Annotated in this window: 14 protein-coding genes; 10 read left to right on the top strand and 4 right to left on the bottom strand. The window is 73.0% G+C overall.

Annotated features, from left to right (window positions below; translation table 11 throughout):
* The first annotated feature begins 252 nt into the window (after positions 1-252).
* The 7 genes from H297_RS0128940 (at position 253) to H297_RS0128910 (ending at position 10,565) form a co-directional block, all read left to right on the top strand.
* Positions 253-1,203: a TIGR03619 family F420-dependent LLM class oxidoreductase gene (locus H297_RS0128940; protein WP_199787278.1), complete on the top strand. Its 951-nt coding sequence runs from the start codon at positions 253-255 to the stop codon at positions 1,201-1,203.
* A gap of 84 nt (positions 1,204-1,287) precedes the next feature.
* The gene (locus tag H297_RS0128935) at positions 1,288-2,085 is read left to right on the top strand and encodes an SDR family oxidoreductase (protein ID WP_027739897.1); all 798 of its coding nucleotides are present in this window, start codon (positions 1,288-1,290) and stop codon (positions 2,083-2,085) included.
* A 362-nt stretch (positions 2,086-2,447) separates the two neighbouring features.
* On the top strand, positions 2,448-3,581 hold the full coding sequence (locus tag H297_RS0128930) for an LLM class flavin-dependent oxidoreductase (RefSeq protein WP_027739896.1): 1,134 nt from the start codon (positions 2,448-2,450) through the stop codon (positions 3,579-3,581).
* Between the two features lie 224 nt (positions 3,582-3,805).
* A complete protein-coding gene (locus H297_RS0128925) occupies positions 3,806-5,545 on the top strand; it encodes a D-aminoacylase (RefSeq protein ID WP_027739895.1) in 1,740 nt (579 codons plus the stop codon).
* 63 nt (positions 5,546-5,608) lie between these two features.
* Entirely contained in the window at positions 5,609-6,439 is an 831-nt protein-coding gene (locus tag H297_RS0128920) for a TIGR03619 family F420-dependent LLM class oxidoreductase (RefSeq protein WP_027739894.1), read from the top strand.
* A 133-nt stretch (positions 6,440-6,572) separates the two neighbouring features.
* A complete protein-coding gene (locus H297_RS0128915) occupies positions 6,573-9,182 on the top strand; it encodes a bifunctional FO biosynthesis protein CofGH (RefSeq protein ID WP_027739893.1) in 2,610 nt (869 codons plus the stop codon).
* Between the two features lie 249 nt (positions 9,183-9,431).
* A complete protein-coding gene (locus H297_RS0128910; protein WP_027739892.1) occupies positions 9,432-10,565 on the top strand; it encodes an ADP-ribosylglycohydrolase family protein in 1,134 nt (377 codons plus the stop codon).
* A 135-nt stretch (positions 10,566-10,700) separates the two neighbouring features.
* On the opposite strand, the gene H297_RS0128905 is transcribed toward H297_RS0128910, so the two are convergent.
* Positions 10,701-11,495 carry an SDR family oxidoreductase gene (locus H297_RS0128905; protein WP_027739891.1) on the bottom strand — a complete coding sequence of 265 codons (795 nt, stop codon included), beginning with the start codon at positions 11,493-11,495 and terminating at the stop codon, positions 10,701-10,703.
* Between the two features lie 98 nt (positions 11,496-11,593).
* On the opposite strand from H297_RS0128905, the gene H297_RS0128900 reads away from it, so the two are divergent.
* Positions 11,594-12,430, top strand: a complete 837-nt coding sequence (locus H297_RS0128900; RefSeq protein ID WP_027739890.1) for a hypothetical protein — start codon at positions 11,594-11,596, stop codon at positions 12,428-12,430.
* A 94-nt stretch (positions 12,431-12,524) separates the two neighbouring features.
* Here H297_RS0128900 and H297_RS0128895 read toward each other — a convergent pair whose 3' ends face one another.
* The 3 genes from H297_RS0128895 to H297_RS0128885 form a co-directional block, all read right to left on the bottom strand.
* Positions 12,525-12,740 (bottom strand): DUF397 domain-containing protein, encoded by a 216-nt coding sequence (locus H297_RS0128895; protein WP_027739889.1) that lies wholly within the window; start codon positions 12,738-12,740, stop codon positions 12,525-12,527.
* A gap of 198 nt (positions 12,741-12,938) precedes the next feature.
* Entirely contained in the window at positions 12,939-13,799 is an 861-nt protein-coding gene (locus H297_RS0128890) for a Scr1 family TA system antitoxin-like transcriptional regulator (RefSeq protein WP_027739888.1), read from the bottom strand.
* A 732-nt stretch (positions 13,800-14,531) separates the two neighbouring features.
* A complete protein-coding gene (locus H297_RS0128885) occupies positions 14,532-15,299 on the bottom strand; it encodes a GOLPH3/VPS74 family protein (protein WP_027739887.1) in 768 nt (255 codons plus the stop codon).
* 228 nt (positions 15,300-15,527) lie between these two features.
* Here H297_RS0128885 and H297_RS0128880 point away from each other — a divergent pair, with 228 nt between their 5' ends.
* A complete protein-coding gene (locus tag H297_RS0128880; protein ID WP_027739886.1) occupies positions 15,528-18,380 on the top strand; it encodes a serine hydrolase in 2,853 nt (950 codons plus the stop codon).
* A gap of 300 nt (positions 18,381-18,680) precedes the next feature.
* A complete protein-coding gene (locus H297_RS38995; RefSeq protein ID WP_486589712.1) occupies positions 18,681-20,975 on the top strand; it encodes an MFS transporter in 2,295 nt (764 codons plus the stop codon).
* The last annotated feature ends 35 nt before the right edge of the window (positions 20,976-21,010 follow it).

Genomic DNA, 21,010 nt, shown 5'->3' with positions numbered 1-21,010 from the left:
CGGTTGTCGAGCGGGCTGATCGGTCGTGACCGGACCGATCGTGGAGTGGACCGGTCCGCGTGCGGGACTGATCACGGGTGGACGGTGCGCGCCCATGTTCTCTCAGTGATCCTCGATCGCGCAGCCGTATCCGGAACCCATCCGTGTCATTGCAGCCACAAATCCCGTTCGTGCAACGGCACTTCGGGCCGATACCGGGTACGGGCCGCCGCCCCCCTTGCCTGACGCAGCGTCAGGTATCACCATGTGCACGTGCTGACCTTCCCCTCCGGGCGGCTGGTCTACGGGATCCAGCTGCCGGTCCAGTCGCAGAGCACCCTGTACGCCGAACCCTGGGAAGCCGCGGCCGGGCCGGCCGAGATCCTGGCCGTGGCCCGCGCGGCCGACCGGGGCGGATTCGCCTACGTCGCCGGCTGCGACCACGTGGCCGTGCCCCGCCGGCTGGCCGGCGCCATGAGCACCGTGTGGTACGACCCCGTGGCGACCCTCTCCTACGTGGCGGCGGCCACCGAGCGGGTCGCGCTCCTCAGCCACGTCGCCGTCGTCGGACTGCGGCACCCGCTGGTCACCGCCAAGCAGTACGCCACCCTCGACCAGCTCTCCGCGGGGCGGCTGATCCTCGGGGTGGGCGCCGGACACGTCCGCGAGGAGTTCGAGGCGCTCGGCGTCGACTTCGCCGCGCGCGGAGCCGTACTGGACGAGACGGTGGACGCCCTGAAGGCAGCGCTGGGCCCGGCGGAGTTCCCCGCGTTCGAGGGGCAGCGCTTCTCCTTCTCCGGCCTGGGGCAGCGCCCGCGCCCGGCCCAGCAGCCGCGACCGCCCCTGTGGGTCGGCGGCTCCTCTCCCGCCGCGGTACGCAGGGCCGCCCTGCGCGGTGACGGGTGGCTGCCCCAGGGCGACCCGCGCCACGAACTCCCCGCCAAGATCTCCCGCATCCGCAGGCTGCGGGCGGAGGCGGGCCTGGCGGCGGAACCCTTCGCGGTCGGCGCCATCGCCGAGCCCCTGTACATCGGACGGCCCGGCTGGGACGTCGGCCGCCGCACCCTCACAGGTGACCCGGAGTCCCTGGCCGCATCCCTCCGCGCCTACCAGGCGCGGGGCGTCAACCAGCTCCAACTGCGCTTCCGCAGCCGGAGCAGCGGCGAACTGACCGACCAGATGGCGTACTTCGCGGACGCCGTGGCCCCGCTCCTGGAGCCGTGACCGCTGCCGCGTCCTGCGCCGTGACCTGAGCCATGACGGACGGGGCCGTGACCCGTGTGCGGCCCGAGACGAACGGAGGCCGGCGTGGGCAAGCTGGACGGGCGGGTGGTCGTCGTCAGCGGTGCCGCCCGCGGACAGGGCGCGGCCGAGGCGCGGCTGTTCGCGGCCGAGGGCGCCAGGGTGGTGCTGGGCGACGTGCTGGACGAGCCGGGGCGGCGCCTCGCCGCGGAACTGGGCCACGGGACCGCACGCTATGTGCACCTGGACGTGCGGGACGAGGAGAGCTGGCAGGCCGCCGCGGACGCCGCCGAGGAGGCGTTCGGTGCCGTCGACGGCCTGGTCAACAACGCGGGCATCCTCCGCTTCAACGCGCTGGAGACCACGCCCGTCGCGGAGTTCCGCGAGGTGGTCGAGGTCAACCAGACCGGCTGCTTCCTCGGCATGAAGACCCTCGCCCCGCGCATCGAACGCGCCGGCGGCGGCACCATCGTCAACACCGCCTCCTACGCGGCGCTCTCAGGCATGGCCTACCTGACCGCGTACGCGGCGAGCAAGGCCGCGATCGTCGGCATGACCCGCGTCGCCTCGATGGAGCTGGCCGGCCGGGGTGTCCGCGTCAACGCTCTGTGCCCCGGCGCGATCGACACGCCGATGACCAACCCCGCACACGCCGCGGACAGCGGCCTGGAGGCGGCGTCCGTGGACCCCTCCCAGGACGGGACCGCCGCCTTCTACGCCAAGCTGATCCCGCAGGGGCGGATGGGCCGGCCCGAGGAGGTCGCCCGCCTCGCCCTCTTCCTCACCGGCGGCGACTCCTCCTATGTGTCGGGGCAGCCCTTCGTCGTCGACGGCGGCTGGCTGGCGGGCGTCTCGATCCTGTGACCGCACCGCCCCCGGGGGGCGGCGGCCTGCCCGGACTCCCCGGCCTGCCGGGGCAACGGCGACGGTTAGGCCGGTCGGCCGGTCGGCCGGTGGCGCCGGACACGACGAGTGCGGTTTGCCCGTTCGCGGGTGGAACCGTACCGGGGGGCACCGGGCGTCGGCGCCCCCCGTCCGCAGGAAGACTTCGCGAGTCCCTTCCCCTTTCGCGATCGGTCCTTCACCTCTCCCTCACGCGTACCGCCCGCGACCGCTCCGCGCCGCGCGTGACCCGCCGTATTGACGCTCCCTGCCGGTGGTGCGACAGTCGGGACATCCCAATCTGACGGTACGTCAGAAACCGGCCGCCGAAGGAGATGAGCGCCGTGGAGTTCGGGCTCTTCGTTCAGGGGTACGTGCCCGCCGCACGAGCCCGGACAGACCCGCAGGCCGAGCACAACGCACTGGTCGAGGAGACCGAGTACGTCATCCAGGCGGACAGGTCCGGCTTCAAGTACGCCTGGGCCTCCGAGCACCACTTCCTGGAGGAGTACAGCCACCTGTCCGCCAACGACGTCTTCCTGGGCTACCTGGCGCACGCCACCGAACGCATCCACCTCGGCTCCGGCATCTTCAACCCGCTGCCCCAGGTCAACCACCCGGTGAAGGTCGCCGAGAAGGCCGCCATGCTCGACCATCTGTCCGGCGGCCGGTTCGAGTTCGGCTCCGGACGCGGTGCCGGCTCCCACGAGATCCTCGGCTTCCTGCCGGGGGTCACCGACATGAACCGCACCAAGGAGATCTGGGAGGAGACGATCGCCGAGTTCCCCAGGATGTGGCTCCAGGAGGAGTACCAGGGGTTCCAGGGGAAGCACTGGTCGTTGCCCCCACGCAAGATCCTCCCCAAGCCGTACGGAGGTTCGCACCCGGCGATGTGGTACGCGGCGGGCTCGCCGTCGTCGTACGCGATGGCCGCGAAGAAGGGGCTGGGGGTGCTCGGCTTCAGCGTGCAGAAGGTCTCCGACATGGAGTGGGTCGTCGAGTCCTACAAGGGCGCCGTGGGGGAGGCGGAACCCCTCGGCGGATTCGTGAACGACAACGTGATGGTGACCTCCACCGCCATCTGCGCGGAGACGACCGAGAAGGCGAAACAGATCGCCGTCGACGGGGGCCTCAACTACCTCCAGTCGCTCCTCTTCCGCTACCACGACACCTTCCCGCGGCCCGAGGGCATCCCCGAGTGGCCCGAGCTGATCCCCGACTACACGGAGGAGATCGTCGACCTGCTCATCGCCGAGGAGCTGATGATCTGCGGCAACCCGGAGGAGGTGCTGCGCCAGTGCAAGCGCTGGGAGCAGGCCGGCGCCGACCAGCTCTCCTTCGGGCTGCCCATCGGGATCGGCTACGAGGACACGATGAACACCATCAAGCTCATCGGCGAGCACGTGATCCCGCAGATCGACACCGACCCGGTCCACCGCACCACCCGCTTCCGCGACGCGGCACGCGCCGGGCACTGAGCCACGGCCGGCCGAACCCCGGGCCGGCGGCAACCGAGTGGTGAGCGGCAGCAGTCGAGCGGCGCGTCGGCCCGCAGGCTCGGACGGGCACGCTCGGACAGGCGGGCGCGAGCAGGCGCGGGCGCGAGCAGGCGGGCGGTCGGTCATGCCGGCCCGGAGCAGGCGGTCGCGGGACCGCGGAGGCCGCGAATCCAGCCAGGACGACCAGGGAGGACGTGCGCAGCATGCTTGACCACCTCATCACGGGCGCCACTGTCGTCGACGGCAGCGGGGCACCCGCCCACCGGGCCGACGTGGGACTGCGGGACGGCCGGATCGCCGTCGTCGCGGAGCCCGGCACCGTCCGCGAACAGGCGCGCACCAGCCAGGACGCCGCCGGGCTGGTCCTCGCCCCCGGCTTCGTCGACCCGCACACCCACTACGACGCCCAGCTGTTCTGGGACCCCTACGCCACCCCGTCCATGAACCACGGCGTCACCACGATCGCCGGGGGCAACTGCGGGTTCACCCTCGCACCGCTCAACCCGGAACGCCCCCAGGACGCCGACTACACGCGGCGCATGATGTCCAAGGTGGAGGGCATGTCCCTGATCGCCCTGGAGGAGGGCGCCCCCTGGGACTGGCACACCTTCGGGGACTACCTCGACGCGCTGGAGGGCCGTACCGCCGTCAACGCCGGCTTCATGGTGGGCCACTGCGCGCTGCGCCGGCACGTCATGGGACAGGACGCCATCGGCGGGCAGCCCGGCAAGGAGCAGCTCGACGCGATGCTGCGGCTCTTCCACGAGGCCATGGACGCCGGCGCGTGGGGCCTGTCGACCACCCAGTCCGCCAGCCACTCCGACGGCGACGGCAACCCGGTCGCCTCCCGCCACGCGCGGCCCGAGGAGCTGCTGGCCCTCTCCCGCGCCGTCGCCGACCACGAGGGCACCCAGATCGAAGCCATCGTCGCCGGCTGCCTCGACCAGTTCTCCGACGAGGAGATCGACCTGTTCGCCCGCATGTCGGCGACCGCGGGCCGGCCGCTGAACTGGAACGTGCTCACCATCGACGCCGCCGTTCCCGAACGCGTACCCCGCCAGTTGGCCGCGAGCGAGCGGGCCCGGGAGGAGGGCGGACGCGTGGTGGCCCTGACCATGCCGATCCTCACCCCCATGAACATGTCCCTGGGCACCTTCTGCGCCCTCAACCTGATCCCCGGCTGGGGCGACATCCTGGGGCTGCCCCTGGCCGAACGCCTCGCCGAGCTGGGCGACGCCGACGTACGCGCCGAGATGCTGCGCCGCGCCGACAGCAAGGAGGCGGGCGTCTTCCGCCGGCTGGCCCGCTTCGACCGTTACGTCATCGGCGACACCTACACCCCCGCCAACGAGGGGCTGACCGGGCGGGTGGTCGCCGACATCGCCGCCGAACGCGGCCAGGACCCCTTCGCCTGCCTCGTCGACATCTGCGCCCACGACGACCTGCGCACCGTGCTGTGGCCGATGCCCACCGACAACGACCCGGCCAGCTGGGAACTGCGGCGGCAGACCTGGGAGCACGAGGACGTCATGCTGGGCGGCTCCGACGCCGGGGCCCACCTCGACCGGATGTGCGGGGCGCCCTACACCACCCGTTTCCTGGGCGACTGCCTGCGGGGCCGCAAGCTCGTCGGCCTGGAGCGCGCCGTGCGGATGCTCACCGACGAGCCCGCCCGCCTCCTCGGACTGCGCGACCGCGGCCGCGTCCAGGAGGGCTTCCACGCCGACCTGGTCCTCTTCGACCCGGAGCGGATCGACGCGGGGCCCGCCACCCTCGTCCACGACCTGCCCGGCGACAGCCCCCGCCTGGACTCCCGCGCCACCGGGGTCGTCGGCGTGTGGGTCAACGGCACCGAGACGGTCCGCGACGACACGGTCACCGGCGCCGTCCCCGGCACCGTGCTGCGCTCGGGGCGGGACACCGAAACGGTGAGCACCCGGTGAGGCGGAGCGCCGCGCCCCGCCCGCCCGGGGGAGAAGGTCCCCCTCGACGGGCACCGTGACGGCATGCGGATCTCCACCACCGTCCCGCTCACGGACGAGACCGTCCGCCCCGAGCGGCTCGCCCGCGAGGTGGAACAGCGCGGCTTCGACGGCCTCTACCTGCCCGAGCACACCCACATCCCCGTCAGCAGGCGGACCCCGGCCCCCATGGGCGATCCGTTGCCGCGCCCCTACGGCCGCATCCTCGACCCCTTCGTCGCGCTGGCCGCCGCGGCGACCGTCACCGAGCGGATCGCCCTGGGAACGAGCATCACGCTGGTCGCCCAGCACGACCCCATCGTGCTGGCCAAACAGATCGCCACCCTCGACTGGCTGAGCGGCGGCCGCTTCACCCTGGGGGTGGGCTTCGGCTGGAACGTCGAGGAGGCCGCCGACCACGGTGTCGCATGGCGCCGCCGCCGCGCGAAGGTGCGTGACCACCTCGCACTGATGCGCGCCCTGTGGGCCGCGGAGCCGACCGCGTACGAGGGGGAGTTCGGCTCCGTGCAAGCCTCGCTCGCCCACCCCAAGCCGGTACGCCCGGACGGACCCCGCGTGCTGGTGGGCGGGGCCGCAGGGCCGACGCTCTTCACCCACGTCGCCGCGTACGCCGACGGCTGGCTGCCCGTCGGGGGGCGCGGACTCACCGCGCACCTCCCCGCGCTCCACCGCGCCTGGCACGCGGCCGGGCGCAGCGGCAGCCCCGCCCTCGTCCCCGGTTTCGTCCTGCCCTCCGCGGGAAAGCTGCGGCACTACCGCGACGACCTCGCCGCGGAGGAAGTCGTTCTCCAACTCCCCTCCGGCACCGAGGAAGAGATCCTGCGCACCCTGGACGACTATGCGCGGTACCTGTGACCGCCGCCCCCGGCACACGGCGCGACGCCCGTTCCCCGAGCGGGGCGACGCCCGGATCCCGGCAGCGGAGGAGACCACGGGCGCGGCCCTCGCCGCCTGCGACGTCGTCGCAGCTGAGGGCTACGGTGGGAGGATGACCTCTCACGGACAGGTGTCGACGGGCCCGACGGCGAACGCGATGCGACGGGCGCTCAAACGGGCCCGGGACGGAGTGGCGCTCGATCGGAGCGAAGCGGCCGTGCTGCTCCAGGCGCGCGGCGAGGACCTGGCGGACCTCACCGCCTCGGCAGCCCGCGTCCGGGACGCGGGCCTCCGGGCGGCCGGCCGTCCCGGTGTCATCACCTACTCCCGCAAGGTCTTCATCCCGCTCACCCGGCTGTGCCGGGACCGGTGCCACTACTGCACGTTCGTCACCGTGCCCGGCAAGCTGCGCGCCGAGGGGCACGGGATGTTCCTCTCCCCGGACGAGGTCCTCGACATCGCCCGCCGCGGGGCCGAGGCGGGCTGCAAGGAGGCCCTCTTCACACTCGGCGACCGTCCGGAGGACCGCTGGCCGGAGGCGCGCGAGTGGCTGGAGGCGCACGGCTACGACGACACCCTCGCGTACGTGCGCGCCATGGCCATCCGCGTCCTGGAGGAGACGGGCCTGCTGCCCCACCTCAACCCCGGGGTGCTCTCCTGGACCGACTTCCAGCGTCTGAAACCCGTCTCGCCGTCCATGGGGATGATGCTGGAGACGACGGCGACGCGCCTGTGGTCCGAGAAGGGCGGCCCCCACTACGGCTCGCCCGACAAGGAACCGGCCGTGCGGCTGCGTGTGCTGGAGGACGCGGGCCGCTCCAACGTGCCCTTCACCACCGGCATCCTCCTCGGCATCGGCGAGACGTACGAGGAGCGTGCCGACGCCCTCTTCGAGATCCGCCGCACGCAGCGCGCCTACCACGGGGTGCAGGAAGTCATCGTGCAGAACTTCCGCGCCAAGCCCGACACGGCGATGCGCGGCATGCCCGACGCGGAGCTGGAGGAGTTGGCCGCCTGCATCGCGGTGGCCCGGCACCTGCTGGGCCCCTCCGCGCGCCTGCAGGCGCCGCCGAACCTGGTGGACGCCGAGTACGCCCGGATGATCGAGGCGGGCATCGACGACTGGGGCGGCGTCTCCCCGCTGACCCCCGACCACGTCAACCCCGAGCGGCCCTGGCCCCAGATCGACGAACTGGCCGAGCGTACCGCCGCATCCGGGTTCGCACTGCGCGAGCGGCTGACCGTCTACCCCGAGTTCGTCCAGCGGGGCGAGCCCTGGCTGGACCCGCGCGTGCTGCCGCACGTACGGGCGCTCGCCGACCCGGACACGGGGCTCGCCCGTGAGGGCGTACACCCCGAGGGCCTGCCCTGGCAGGAGCCCGACGAGGGCTTTGCGGGCCTGGCGGCCAGTGGCCGCACCGACCTGCACCGCACCATCGACACCGAGGGCCGCACGGGCGACCGGCGGGACGACTTCGACGAGGTCTACGGCGACTGGGCGGAGCTGCGCGAACGCGCCGCTCCCGGCATGGCACCGCAGCGGGTGGACGGCGACGTGCGCGAGGCGCTCTCCCAGGCCGCCGACGACCCCACCGCGCTGACCGACGAGCAGGCGCTGGCGCTGCTGCACGCCGACGGGCCCGCGCTGGACGCACTGTGCCGCGTCGCGGACGACGTACGCCGCGACGCGGTCGGCGACGACGTGACGTACATCGTCACCCGCAACATCAACTTCACCAACGTCTGCTACACGGGCTGCCGGTTCTGCGCCTTCGCACAGCGCCGCACCGACGCCGACGCCTACACGCTCTCCCTCGACCAGGTCGCCGCCCGCGCCGAGCAGGCGTGGGAGGTGGGAGCGGTCGAGGTATGCATGCAGGGCGGCATCCACCCGGACCTGCCCGGCACCGCCTACTTCGACATCGCGCGCGCCGTCAAGGAGCGGGTGCCGGGCATCCACGTGCACGCCTTCTCCCCGATGGAGGTCGTCAACGGCGCCACCCGCACCGGCATGACGGTCCGCGAGTGGCTGACCGCCGCCAAGGAGGCCGGGCTGGACTCCATCCCGGGCACGGCTGCCGAGATCCTCGACGACGAGGTCCGCTGGATCCTCACCAAGGGCAAACTGCCCACCGCCACCTGGGTGGAGGTCGTCGAGACGGCACACGAGGTGGGCCTGGGGACGACGTCCACGATGATGTACGGCCACGTCGACCAGCCCCGCCACTGGCTGGGCCACCTGCGGCTGCTGGCCCGCATCCAGCGGACCGCGCTGGAGAAGGGGCTGGCCGGCTTCAGCGAGTTCGTCACGCTGCCCTTCATCCACACCAACGCCCCCGTCTACCTCGCCGGTATCGCCCGCCCCGGCCCCAGCACGCGGGACAACCGCGCGGTGACCGCCATGGCCCGTCTCCTCCTGCACCCCTGGGTGCCCAACATCCAGACGAGCTGGGTGAAGCTGGGCACCGAGGGCGCCGCCGAGATGCTCCGCTCCGGCGCCAACGACCTGGGCGGCACCCTCATGGAGGAGACCATCTCCCGCATGGCGGGCTCCTCCTACGGCTCGTACCGCTCCATCAAGGACCTGGTCGCCGTCGCCGAGGCGGCGGGCCGCCCGGCCCGCCCCCGTACCACCGGCTACGGCGAGGTCCCCGCCGACCGCGTACGCGCGGCCCACGCCTCCGACGGCCACCTGCCGGAACTGCTGCCGGTGCTGGACTGACCGCACGGGCCCCTGGGGAACCGGTGCGTCACCTGGCAGGCCGGTGCGGGCGCCCGCACGGCCGGTGAGCCCGGTGAGGCCGTGAGGGCGGCGCCCGTCCGCGGGCCCGCGCAGCCCTGCGGACGCCGCGGCGGCGGGACCCCGCGGGCGCGCACGGGAGCGGCGGGCCCCCGCGGGCGCGAGCACTCCGTCGGCCGTCCCGGCGTCCATTAGAGTGCGGGGGCCGCGAACACAGGGAGGGCAGCGAAGGTGACAGGCTCGGGTGGGGCGGACAGCGGGACGACCGCCATATGGGGTCGCGCCGAACAGCAGGACTTCCGCAGCAGAGTGCGCGGCTGCCTGCTGGGCGGCGCGATCGGTGACGCACTGGGTGCGGGCGTCGAGTTCGACTCCCTCGACCGCATCCGGGACACCCACGGCCCGCAGGGCGTCACCGACTACGTGCCCGCCTACGGCCGCCGCGGCGCCATCACCGACGACACCCAGATGACGCTGTTCACCGTCGACGGCCTCATCCGCGCCCACGTGCGCCGCGACACCGGCGCCTGGCATCCGCCCACCGACGTGCACGCCGCCTACCGCCGCTGGGCGGCGACCCAGCGCGACTGGGGTCCCGACGAGCGCCGCGAGGGCGACGGCTGGCTCGCCCGCGAGGAGTGGCTCTACGCCCGGCGGGCGCCCGGCAACGCCTGCCTCAGCGGCCTGGGGGACGCCCGCATGGGCACCCTCGACCAGCCCAAGAACCCCGACTCCAAGGGGTGCGGCACCGTCATGCGCTCGGCGCCCTTCGGGCTGCTGGTCGGCTGGGAGCCGGCGCTGGTCTTCCAACTGGCCGTCGAGTGCGCGGCCCAGACCCACGGGCACCCCACCGGCTACCTCGCGGCCGGGGCCTTCGCCGCCATCGTCCACACCCTGGCCCGCGGCGACGACCTCGACACGGCCGTCCAGCGGACCCTCGTCCAGCTCGCCTCCCGCCCCGGCCACCAGGAGACGACCGAAGCCCTCAAGCGCGCACTGGGCGCCGTCCGCCAGGGCATGCCCTCCCCGGAACGGGTGGCGGCCCTGGGAGAGGGCTGGACCGCGGAGGAGGCCCTGTCCATCGGCGTCTACTGCGCCCTCGTCGCGGAGGACGCCCGCCACGGACTGCTGCTCGCCGTCAACCACGGCGGCGACAGCGACTCCACCGGCTCGGTCTGCGGCAACCTGCTGGGAGCCATGCACGGCGAGACCGCCCTGCCGCCCGCCTGGGTCGCCGAACTGGAGGGCCGTGCGGCCATCCTGGAGCTGGCCGACGACTTCGCCATGGAGATGACCCAGGGCCCCGCCCTGCACGGCCCGGGCAGCGCTTCCCCCGCCTGGCTGGCACGCTACCCCCGCGCCTGACGCCCGCCACGGGCCGCCCGACGCCGTACGGCGCCAGACGGACACGGACACGGACACGGACACGGTACGCGCGCGGATGGTACGCAACCTTCGGTTACGGCACCCCCGACGGGGCTCCGCGCCCCGCGGCGGAAGCTACCGCATCACCTCGCCCGCGTTGACGAGCAGGCACTGGCCCGTGACACCGCGGGCCCGGGGCGAGGCGAAGAAGACCGCGGTCTCCGCCACGTCCCCGTCCTCGGCCATCCGCGGCAGCGCCATCCGCTCCTCCAGCCGCTCCCGCACCACGCGGGGCTCCACGCCCTCCGACGTGGCAGCCCAGTCCACGTAGCCCTCCACCATGGGCCCCCACATCCAGCCGGGCTGCACCGTGTTGACCCGCACACCGTGCGGGCCCAGCTCGCGGGCGAGGGAGTACATCGCGGAGACGAGGGCGCCCTTGGAGGCGGCGTAGGCGGTCTGCTGCATCTGCGAGGGGGCCGCGACGGACGACTGGGTGCCGATCATCACGACCGAGCCGTCACCGCGTTCTCCCGCCTCCTTCAGCGCGGGCAGGCACGCCCGCGTCATCCGCAGGGTGCCGAGCAGATTGACGTCCACCACCTGCTGCCAGGCGGCCAGGTCGGCGCCTTCCAGCCCGCCCATGACCGTGTCCAGCGCCGCCACATGGACGACGGCGTCGATGCGCCCGAAACGCTGCGTCGCCAGGGCGGCCAGCGCCTCGCACTGCCGCTCGTCACGGATGTCGGCCGTCCGGTACGCGCTGCGGGCGCCGGACGGATCGACTCCAGCCGCGCAGGCGGCGAGGTTCGCCTCCGTACGGGCGCCGAGCACGACCGAGGCGCCCTCCCGCAGGCAGGCCGCAGCCACCTCGTGACCGAGTCCGGCCCCGACCCCTGAGACGACCACTGTCCTGTCCGTGAGCAGCACGCCGGATCCCCTCCCGCACGGGTATCGAATTCTGACGGGCAGTCAGCTACACCGTAGGAGAACGGTAAGGGGCGTGCCCAGGGGAAGGAAGAGCCACGATGGACGAACCGGACAGCGACAGCTACGCGCGCCTCGCCTCGGCCGGCCCCTACGGCGTGCACCCGGGGCACGCCCTGATCACCATGGTCGAGCCGCACCCGGGCCACGAGTACGCCTACAACCGCTGGTACGAGGACGACCACTGGATCGCCGGCGCCATGGCCATGCCCTGGCTCTACGCGGGGCGCCGCTGGGTGGCCACCCGCGAACTGCAACTGCTGCGCTACCCGGCGGACTCGGCGGTGGCGCAGCCGGTGACGGCGGGCTGCTACCTGTCGACGTACTGGATCACCGAGGGGCGCTACGAGGACCACATGAAGTGGACCGTCGCCATCAACAAACGGCTCAACCGGGACGCCCGCGTGCACCACGAGCGCACCCACGTCTTCACGAGCTTCCAGGACCACGCCACGACCGTCTACCGCGACGGCGCGGCCGGCCCGCGCGACCACCACGCACTCGACCACCCCTACCGCGGACTGGTGCTCCAGGTCGTCGACGCCGACGGCCCCGACGCACGCGCCGAGTTGCTCGCCTGGCTGCGCACCAGCCATCTGCCGGCCCGGCTGAAGGGCTCACCGGCTGCGATGGTCACCGTGTTCCGCCCCACCCCGCTACCCGCCGACCGCATGGCGTACGTCCGTCAGGTCGACGGCGTGGACACCCGGCTGACCCTGTTGTGGTTCCTCCAGGAGGACCCGCGCGACCGCTGGGAGGCATGCTTCACGGGCCTGGTGGAGACCGTCGCGGCGGGCGGGCCGTGGCGGACGGAGCTGGTGGCACCGTTCGTGCCGACCGTCCCGGGAACGGACACCTACGTGGACCAGCTCCGCTGACCGGAGTGCGGGAAGGGCGCTGACAGCGCGAAGCCCCCTCGGCCGGGACGGCGGGCCAGTCGAGAGGGCTGTGCTGCGTTGTCGGCTCCCGGCCTCAGCTCCGGACGGCGCCGGTCCGTGCGCCGCTCACCTCGGCCACGAACGTCCCCCATGCCTCCGGACGGAAGCTGAGCGCCGGGCCCTGCGGGTCCTTGGAGTCACGCACCGCGACTGTGCGCACTGCCGGCGACTTCACCTCCACGCACGCGCCGTTCCCCGTCGAGTAGCTGGACTTGGTCCAGGTGTGGGTCGTTCCCTGCTGGATCGCCATGTTCGCTCCGGTTGTTCCTGGTTGTACCTAGTTGTTCCTGACGTGCGAACGACATTACGCGGCGATTCGGGCGCGCGAAGGGGCCGTTCACTCAACCGGATGGCATATTCCAGACGCTCTTCATCAGGCGGCTGCCCGCGGTGTAACCTCGCCTGCTCCTCACGGCATTTCCCGCGGGCACATGCGGGACGCCGGTCCTCAACCCCGGGCGTAGTCCTTGGCGACCCGCTCGATGAACTCCCGGGTCTGGTCCGGGTTCAGCGCCTGGGCCCGCAGATGCTCGTACATGACGCTGTAGTTCTGGACGTCGTTCGCCTTCTCCAGGTAGAGGTCGCTGGTGACGCCCTCCAGGTAGACGACGGTGGAGTCCGAGGCGTCCGGGAACTCCAGAATGGCGTACTGCCCGTTCACCCCGGGGTGCGCGCCCATCGAGAACGGCATCACCTGGAGCGTCACGTGGGGCTGCTGGGACATCTCGTTGAGGTATTCGAGCTGCTCGGCCATCGTGTGCTTGCCGCCCACCTCACGGCGGAGCACCGACTCGTCGAGCACCGCCCACAGCCGCAGCGGGTTGCGGCTGTCCCTGATGCGCTCCTGACGGCGCAGCCGCACCTGCACGCGCCGCTCGATGTCCGCCGCCGTGGCCTCCGGCAGCGCGCCGGCGACGACAGCCTCCGCGTAGGGCCGGGTCTGCAGCAGGCCGGGCATCACCTGGGGCTCGTAGACCCGCAGCGACGCCGCGTCGGTCTCCAGGCCGATGTAGACGCTGTAGGGGATGTCGCCGAACGCATGCCACCACCCCTGCTGGCGCGACTCCTTGGCCATCTGCATCAGGGAGTCGACTATCCGGCGGTCCTCGACCTCGTACACGCCGCACAGGTCGCGCACGTCCCGCTGGCTGATACTGCGTCTCCCGTTCTCCAGCCGGCTGATCTTCGACTGCGACACCAGCAGCCGGTCCGCGACCTCCTCGGCCGTCATGCCGCGCTGTTCGCGCAGGCGGCGCAACTCCTGACCCAGTCGGCGACGCCGGACTGTGGGGTTGACGTTCGACGCCACGGGACCGCACCTCCGTGTAAGTACGACTACTCCCAGCAGGTTGCCATCAACAGGCGCGCCTGCGCTGGGAAATGGCAACAGAGAGTGCGGAGCCGAGTACAGAAACGCGCAAAACCACGGGACGCGCACCGGACGCGTGACAGAAACCCGGAAAGAGCGTGCGAAGGCGGCGCACGCGAGCGCGGCGCACGCCAGAACGATCCCCGCCGCAGCCTCCCTGCGTCACCCCCGCGTCATCGTGCGCCGTCCTGCGGGGCCGCGTCCGTGCAGCCGCGCGCGGCGACGTCCTGCCGGACCGTCCCGTCGAAGCGGTGCGGGCTCGCGCGCGGGCTGCGCGCACGAGGCTGTCACGCGTGGGTCGGTCCGCGCATCGGAGAACCGTGTGCGTGAGGGACGGTGTGTGAGAGGGACCGTGTGTGCGAGAGAGCGGGCCGGGCCCGGCGGTATCCGGCCGACCTGAAACTCCCCGCGGCGCGGCCCTGTTCGGACTGCAACGACCGACCTGTCCGCACGGAGCGCTCGCGCCGTGCTCCGTGCGGGCAGGTCACTGCCGTGGTTCCTCCCAGGGGACGCTTCCGGCGGCGCCGGGGCGCGGAAGTCTTCCCCGGGAGCGCCTGCGTCGGAAGCTCCCCGGGGCCATCCCGTGGAGGAGAGCTTGCAGGGGTCCGCGCGGAGCACCCTCGGGGTGTCTCCGCGCGGCTCGGTGTGCCCTGCGCGCCTGTGCGGCGGGGCTCAGCGGGCTCCCGCGCGGACCATGCCGCCCGCCAGATGGTGGGCCTGGTCCGGTACACGCCGCGCCGACGCGGTCGCCGGCGCGCGTGCCGGGGAACGGCCCGGTGGTGCACCGCCGGACGGGGCCGGGGCCCGCCGCGGCTGTGCGACACCGTTCTGCACGTCCATCACCGCGTGCGCGACGAGACCGCCCATCGGGTCGTGCCTGATCAGATCCCGCAAGCGCGAGCGGCACGAGCGCCCCTCGTTGCCGGGATAGAGGTGCTTGCCGAGGCCGACCGCGTGGGCCAGCGCGGCGAGCGCCGCCGTCCGTGGGTCCGGCGGGACCCCGGTGCGGATCGCGGCGTCCAGCCGGGCCCTGATCTCCCGGCTGATGGCCGTCTCCGTGGCCTGATAGCGCGTCGTCGGCAGCACCCCGCACATCTGGCCGGAAACGGCATGCACCATGCCGCACCGTTCCAGGTGTGTGAGATAGGTTTGGCGCAACCCCAGCCGGGGTCCGCCGATCCAGTGGACCGCGCGTACCGGACTGCCGCGCCTGCGCAGCAGTTCCAGTGCGGAGTCCAGCGTCGGATCTCCGGTCGGCCGTGGCAGCACCACGGCGATACGGTCCCCGTCCGGGGCTATCCGTCCCGCCAGAGCCAGCTCCACGAGCTGCGCACCGGCCAGGCCGAGGTCAAGCGACTGCGGCTGCGCCGTGGTACCCGTGGCCGGGTCCAGAGCGAGCAGCAGAAGCTCCTCGGGAATTGTTCTGCGGCTCCTGCCCATCCATGCCTCCCCGCGTGGATGAATGACAGGGTGACCCCTCTCACAATGGTCTGTCGAGAGTGCCTGGACGTTATGGACGGGAACCAGTAGGTATGTCGTTCTCGTCTGCCGCATGGGGTGGCCGTCGAAGCCGCTCTCTGGAGGAGTGCCGCCACGCCGGTGGCGGCCTCGGTGCGCGGGACACTGTTAACTGGTATGGCGAGCGGCGAGCAGCATCAGGAGGCATCGGTGGCGGGCGAATCCCCCGACAGGTCGGAGCGGGAGAAGTCGTCGGGGGAGACGACGGGGAGCGGCGGCACGGTTGCGCCCTCCGGCGAGACGACCGAAAACGAACGGTTGAACGGCTCCGGAGCGGAGAAGGACGCGAAGTCCTCGAAGATCCCCTCTCCGGCGGCCCCGACGGGCAATGCGGATGAGACCCCCGCGGAGGACGCGTCGGCGGAGCCGGGATCCGGCGAGGCCGGTGCGGGTGACGAGAGCGACCAGCGGCTGAAGTCCGCCGTCGCGGCCTGGGTCGCCGGTGACGAGAACCACCCGGCGGCGTCGGAGGACGCGGCTGGAGAGGGCGTCGGCGCGGCTGACGGTACGCGGAGCGCGGAGCCCGCCGGGAAGAGCGGGACAGGCGGCGCCGAGGGCGCCCAGGGGGCCGCGTCCGGTCTGCCGGTCCGGCCGAAGTCGGACGGTGCGGGGACAGGCGCGGCGGCTGCGGACGCGGCCTCGGACGCCCGGGAAGGCGCCGCGGACGGCACCCAGGGCGGCGGTGGCCGTCCGGACGCGCCGACCGCGATGTTCGGCATCCTGCGCGGCGACGAGAAGGGCGGCGACCAGGGCAACCCTGGAAACCAGGACAACCAGGACGACAAGGCGGCCGCCGACCGCGCCGAGCGACTGACCTCGGCGTTCTTCGGTGCCTCCAGGCGGGCCAAGGACGCCGGTAAGGGCGGGTCGGACCGGGAGAACGGGGCGGACCGGAAGGACGGCGACGCGGCCGAGCGCGACGGAGCGCCCGAGGGCGCTGCCGAGCCCGCCGTCGACCAGCCGACGGCGATTTTCCGCGCCCCCGAGGCCGCGCCGGACGGCGCCACGAAGGCACCCGGCGGCAACAAGTCCGAAAAGCACGGAAAGGCTGCTTCGACGGGAACCTCCGGAAGAAAGGGTTCGGCCGGTTCGGAGGGCCGTACCGGCGCCGTCGACCCCCGTACAGCCGACCCGCGCACCGCCGCCTCCGCGTCCCCGGCAGCCGCTTCTTCCCCGTCGGCCCCGCCGGTTCCCTCGACTCCGCCGTCCCCCTCGGATCCGGCCACGGGCAGGCCGGGCGGCGGTACGCCGGGCCAGGGCGAGTCGGCAGCGGGCAAGTCCGCTGCGGGCGAGCCCGCTGCGGACAAGGCAGCCGGTGGCAAGGCAGCCGGGGGAAAGAAGACCGGGGACAAGTCGGCCAGCGGTGCGCCGAGCCGGTCGGGTGGCGGTGAGGGCGGTGACGAGTCGGAAGCGGAGCGCACCAGCCAGTTCGTCCCGCTCCGGTCCGCCGACACACCGCGTACCCCCGCCCAGCCGCTGCCGCCCGCCGCACCCGCGGGCCCCGAAGTGCCGAGCAGGCCCACCTCACCTCCGTCGGCGGCGCCGACGGCCGGCCTGGGACCGACGGCGGCTCCGCAGCGCCCCGCGGGGCCGCCTGCGGTGCCGCCGGTCCCCGATGCAGCGCCCGGTGCGGGCGATGCGCCGAGCGCCGGGGAGAGCGAGCCGGAGCGGACCCGGCAGCAGCCGATGCCCGGCAGCCCCGAGGCGCAGGCGGGCGGCCGGCAGGATCCGCCCCCGCTGGACCTGCTGGCCCAGCTGACCAACACCCCGCCGCCGCCGGAGACGCCGCTGCGCACGGCGGCCCGCCGGGTGAAGATCTGGACGCCGCTGGTGCTGCTGCTCGCGGTCGTCTTCGTCGTGGTCCAGGCGGTGCGCCCGCTGCCGGACCCCGAGCTGTCCTTGACGGCGTCCAAGACCTACACGTTCGAGGGCGCGAAGCCGTCGATGCCCTGGCCCTCCGAGGGGCAGGCCGTGATCGACGTGCAGGGGCTGGGCTCGTTCGGGTCGTACGGGAAGCAGAAGCCGGTACCGATCGCCAGTGTGGCGAAGGTGATGACCGCCTACGTGATCCTGCGCGACCACCCGGTCAAGAAGGGGTCCAAGGGCGCGCAGATCCCCGTCGACCAGAAGGCCGAGGACGAGGCGGGGCTCAGCTCCCAGAACGAGTCGACGGTCAAGGTGCAGGCGGGCGAGAAGCTGTCGCAGCGCGAGGCGCTCAACGCGATAATGATCGCTTCCGCGAACAACGTGGCACGGTTGCTGGGACGCTGGGACGCAGGTTCGGAGAAGGCGTTCGTCAAGAAGATGAACGCGGCCGCCAAGGACCTGGGCATGACCAACACCCACTACACCGACCCCAGCGGCCTCACGGCCTCCACCGTCAGCACCGCCGCCGACCAGGTGAAGCTGGCGAAGAAGGTCATGCAGTTCCCGATCTTCCGCGAGGTCGTGCGGCAGTCCGGTTACGAGGACCGCAACGGCAAGACGCAGCCCAACTGGAACAAGCTCGTGCCGGTCGACGGCGTCGTCGGCATCAAGACGGGCACCACCACCAAGGCAGGCGGCAACCTGGTGTTCGCGGCCGAGAAGGAGGTCGGCGGCACCAAGCAGTTGATCGTCGGCGCGATGCTCGGGCAGTACCAGCCCTCGATCCTGGACACCGTTCTGGGCGCCAGCAAGAAGCTGATCGACGCGGCGCAGGACTCGCTGACCTCCCGGACGGTGGTCAAGAAGGGCCAGGTCGTCGGCTACGTGGACGACCAGCTCGGCGGAAAGACCCCGGTCGTGGCCACCAAGGACGTGTCGGCGGTGGGCTGGTCGGGCCTGAAGGTCGAGCTGGGCCTGACCGACGGGAGCAGAACCGTCCCCCACGAGGCCGAGGCCGGCACCAAGGTCGGCACGCTGACGGCGGGAGACGGGCCCGGCCAGGTGAAGGTCCCCGTCGCCCTCCAGAAGGACCTGTCCGAGCCCGGGTTCCCGGACAAGCTGACACGCATCGGCTGACGTCCACTGAACCTTTTGCCGCCCTGCGGCGTCCCCCGTTCCGGCCGGTGCGCCCGGCCCGCCCACGCGCCGCGCTCCCCGTGGCGGAAAACCCCGGGGGTGCGTGGGGCGGCAGGAAGCGCGGGGGTGCTGTCCGATAACGTCGTGCGGATCTGAGCCGCACATCCGTACGGGGAGGACGGGGGAGAGAGCGCAGTGTCCACTGTGCATCGACCGCGGACGCCGGAGTCGGATCCTGACGCCGGCGCCGACGGGATAACCGGGAGTCCGGGCGTGGACGACGCCACGGATGCCGCTCGTATGCCTGTTCCCGGGCAGCGTCCGTGCACGACGGACGACCCGGGGGCCGAGACGAGCGCGACGAGTGCCCTCCCGGGCGCACGGGACGCCGCCGAGCGCCCCGACCACGTCCCAGCGGAAGGCGACGCCCGCACGGGGAGCGACGCCCCGGCGGGCAGTGACGCCCGCGCGGGCGGCGACAGTCCCGGGGCCGACGGTGCCGACGGTGCGACCGGCGCTGCATCCGGCGACGACCTCGGTGCGGGCCTCGACCACGGTGCGGGCCACGACCACGGTGTCGGCCGGGGTGACGACGCCGTCCACGGCGGCGGCGAGGACGTCGCGGACGCGGAGGCCCGCGGTGCAGCCGCCACCGGTGCCTCGGCCGACACCGACGCCGTTGCTGTACCCGACGCCGACGCCGACGCCGACGCCGACGCCGACGCCGACGCCGAGGCCGACGCCGACGCCGACGCCGTGACGGACGGGACAGACCGGCCCGACGTCGGCAAGGGCAGTGCCCGCAGCCGGTTGCGGAGCTGGTGGGCGCGGGAGGACGGCCGGGTCAGGCCGCTTCCTCTGGTCGTCACCGCGCTGGGTGTCGCAGCGCTGCTGCACCTGCTGTGGCTGTGGTTGCTGGCCAGCGGCGGCGGAGACCTGGCGGCTCAGGACGCGTGGGCCGAGTTCGCGGCCGCGCACCCGGGATCGGCGTACAACCTCGCCTGGTACGGCGGACTGCACCCCGTCTCCTACAGCGTCATCTCGCCCTACCTGATGGCCGTCCTCGGCGTCCGTTCGACGCTGATCCTCGCCGGAGTGCTCTCGGCGGGTCTGCTCGCCCTGCTCCTGGCGCGGACGGTGCCCAGACCCCTGGTGCCCTCGCTGTGGGGCGCCTTCGCCTTCGCGTGCGACGCGGCCTCCGGCCGGGTCACGTTCGCGCTCGGAGCGCTCTTCGGGCTCGGTGCGGTGGCGGTGGTCTGGACGTGGCCCGCGCGCTGGCGCGGGGGGCGTGCGAGCCGGCCGGCGCGGTACCTGCGGGCGGCGCTCGCCATCGTGCTGGCCGCGCTGGCCACCGCGGCCAGCCCCGTCGCGGGGCTGTACCTGGAGGTCGTGGCGGCCTCGCTGCTGCTGGCCCGCAGGCCCGCGGCGATGTTCGCCATCGCCGTTCCGCCACCGGTGGTGGTGGCGTTCTCGGCGCTGCTGTTCCCCTTCACCGGCGTCATGCCGATGCCGTTCGTGTCGGTGATCTTCCCGGTGCTCGGGGCGGTCGCGGTGACGCTGCTCGTGCCCAAGGCGTGGGTGGCGGTACGGGTCGCCGGCGCCGTCTACGCGTTGGGCATCCTGCTGACCTGGGCGATCCCCTCCCAGTTGGGCTCCAACGTCGAGCGGCTCGGGCTGCTGTTCGGGGCCGTGGTGCTGCTGGCTGCCGTACCGCTCGTGGTGGGCCGCGGGTGGCAGCCGTGGAAGTCCCGCAGGGGCCTGGCGATGGCGCTGGCGCTGCTGGTCACCATGGGCTGGCAGGTCGCCAAGCCCACCTGGGACGTCCTGCACACCACGCCCGACACCAACTGGTCCAAGGAACTGGAACCGCTGGTGTCCCAGTTGCGGAAGGTCCACGCGGACCGCGCCCGTGTGGAGGTCGTCCCCGTCAACAGCCACCGCGAGGCCTCGGCCCTGGCGCCGTACGCCAACCTCGCCCGCGGCTGGAACCGCCAGGCCGACCTGGAGCGCAACCCCCTCTTCTACGAGAAGAACCTGAACCCCGAGCGCTACCGCGAGTGGCTGCGCCGGTGGGCGGTGCACTACGTCGTGCTGCCCGCCGACCCGCCGGACATCGCGGGCGGCGTGGCCGAGGCCAAGCTCGTGGGCGAGGGGCAGCCGTACCTGAAGGAGATCTGGTCGGACGCGAGCTGGCGGCTCTTCCGCGTCAAGGACGCCGTGCCGCTGGTGGACGCCTCCGCCTCCGTGGAGCGCGCCGATGCGGAGAGCGTGACGGTGCGGGTCAACAAGAGCGGGCGCGTGCTCGTGCGGGTGCCGTACTCGCCGTGGCTCGGGCTCGTCGACAAGGAGGGCGACCGGGTGGCGCCGCCCCGGGACCGCGGGGAGAACGTCAACGGGTGTCTGCGCGAGGCGGAGCCCACGTTCGGAGGGCCGCCGCCGGAGGGCAAGGACGAGCCGGTGCTGGACACCTGGACGGTTCTGGAGGCGCCCCGGCCCGGCGTCTACCACGTCGCGGCCCCCTACAAGCTGCCGCGGGGCACGCCGTGCCCGGACGACGAGGACGGCGGGCCGGGCGCCGGGAGCAGCGAGCACTGACCGGCTCGCTGCCCTCGGGCGCCCGGGTCCGGTGC

It is taken from the genome of Streptomyces sp. CNT360, from assembly GCF_000424785.1.
Note: the sequence above shows the minus strand (reverse complement) of the source record. Positions and strands in the feature narration are given on the sequence as shown.

Coding starts and splice junctions, on each gene's coding strand:
- H297_RS0128895 (WP_027739889.1), bottom strand. CDS start 12,740: ATGGCGATCCAGCAGGGAACGACCCACACCTGGACCAAGTCCAGCTAC.
- H297_RS38995 (WP_486589712.1), top strand. CDS start 18,681: ATGCCTGTTCCCGGGCAGCGTCCGTGCACGACGGACGACCCGGGGGCC.
- H297_RS0128925 (WP_027739895.1), top strand. CDS start 3,806: ATGCTTGACCACCTCATCACGGGCGCCACTGTCGTCGACGGCAGCGGG.
- H297_RS0128900 (WP_027739890.1), top strand. CDS start 11,594: ATGGACGAACCGGACAGCGACAGCTACGCGCGCCTCGCCTCGGCCGGC.
- H297_RS0128885 (WP_027739887.1), bottom strand. CDS start 15,299: ATGGGCAGGAGCCGCAGAACAATTCCCGAGGAGCTTCTGCTGCTCGCT.
- H297_RS0128920 (WP_027739894.1), top strand. CDS start 5,609: ATGCGGATCTCCACCACCGTCCCGCTCACGGACGAGACCGTCCGCCCC.
- H297_RS0128915 (WP_027739893.1), top strand. CDS start 6,573: ATGACCTCTCACGGACAGGTGTCGACGGGCCCGACGGCGAACGCGATG.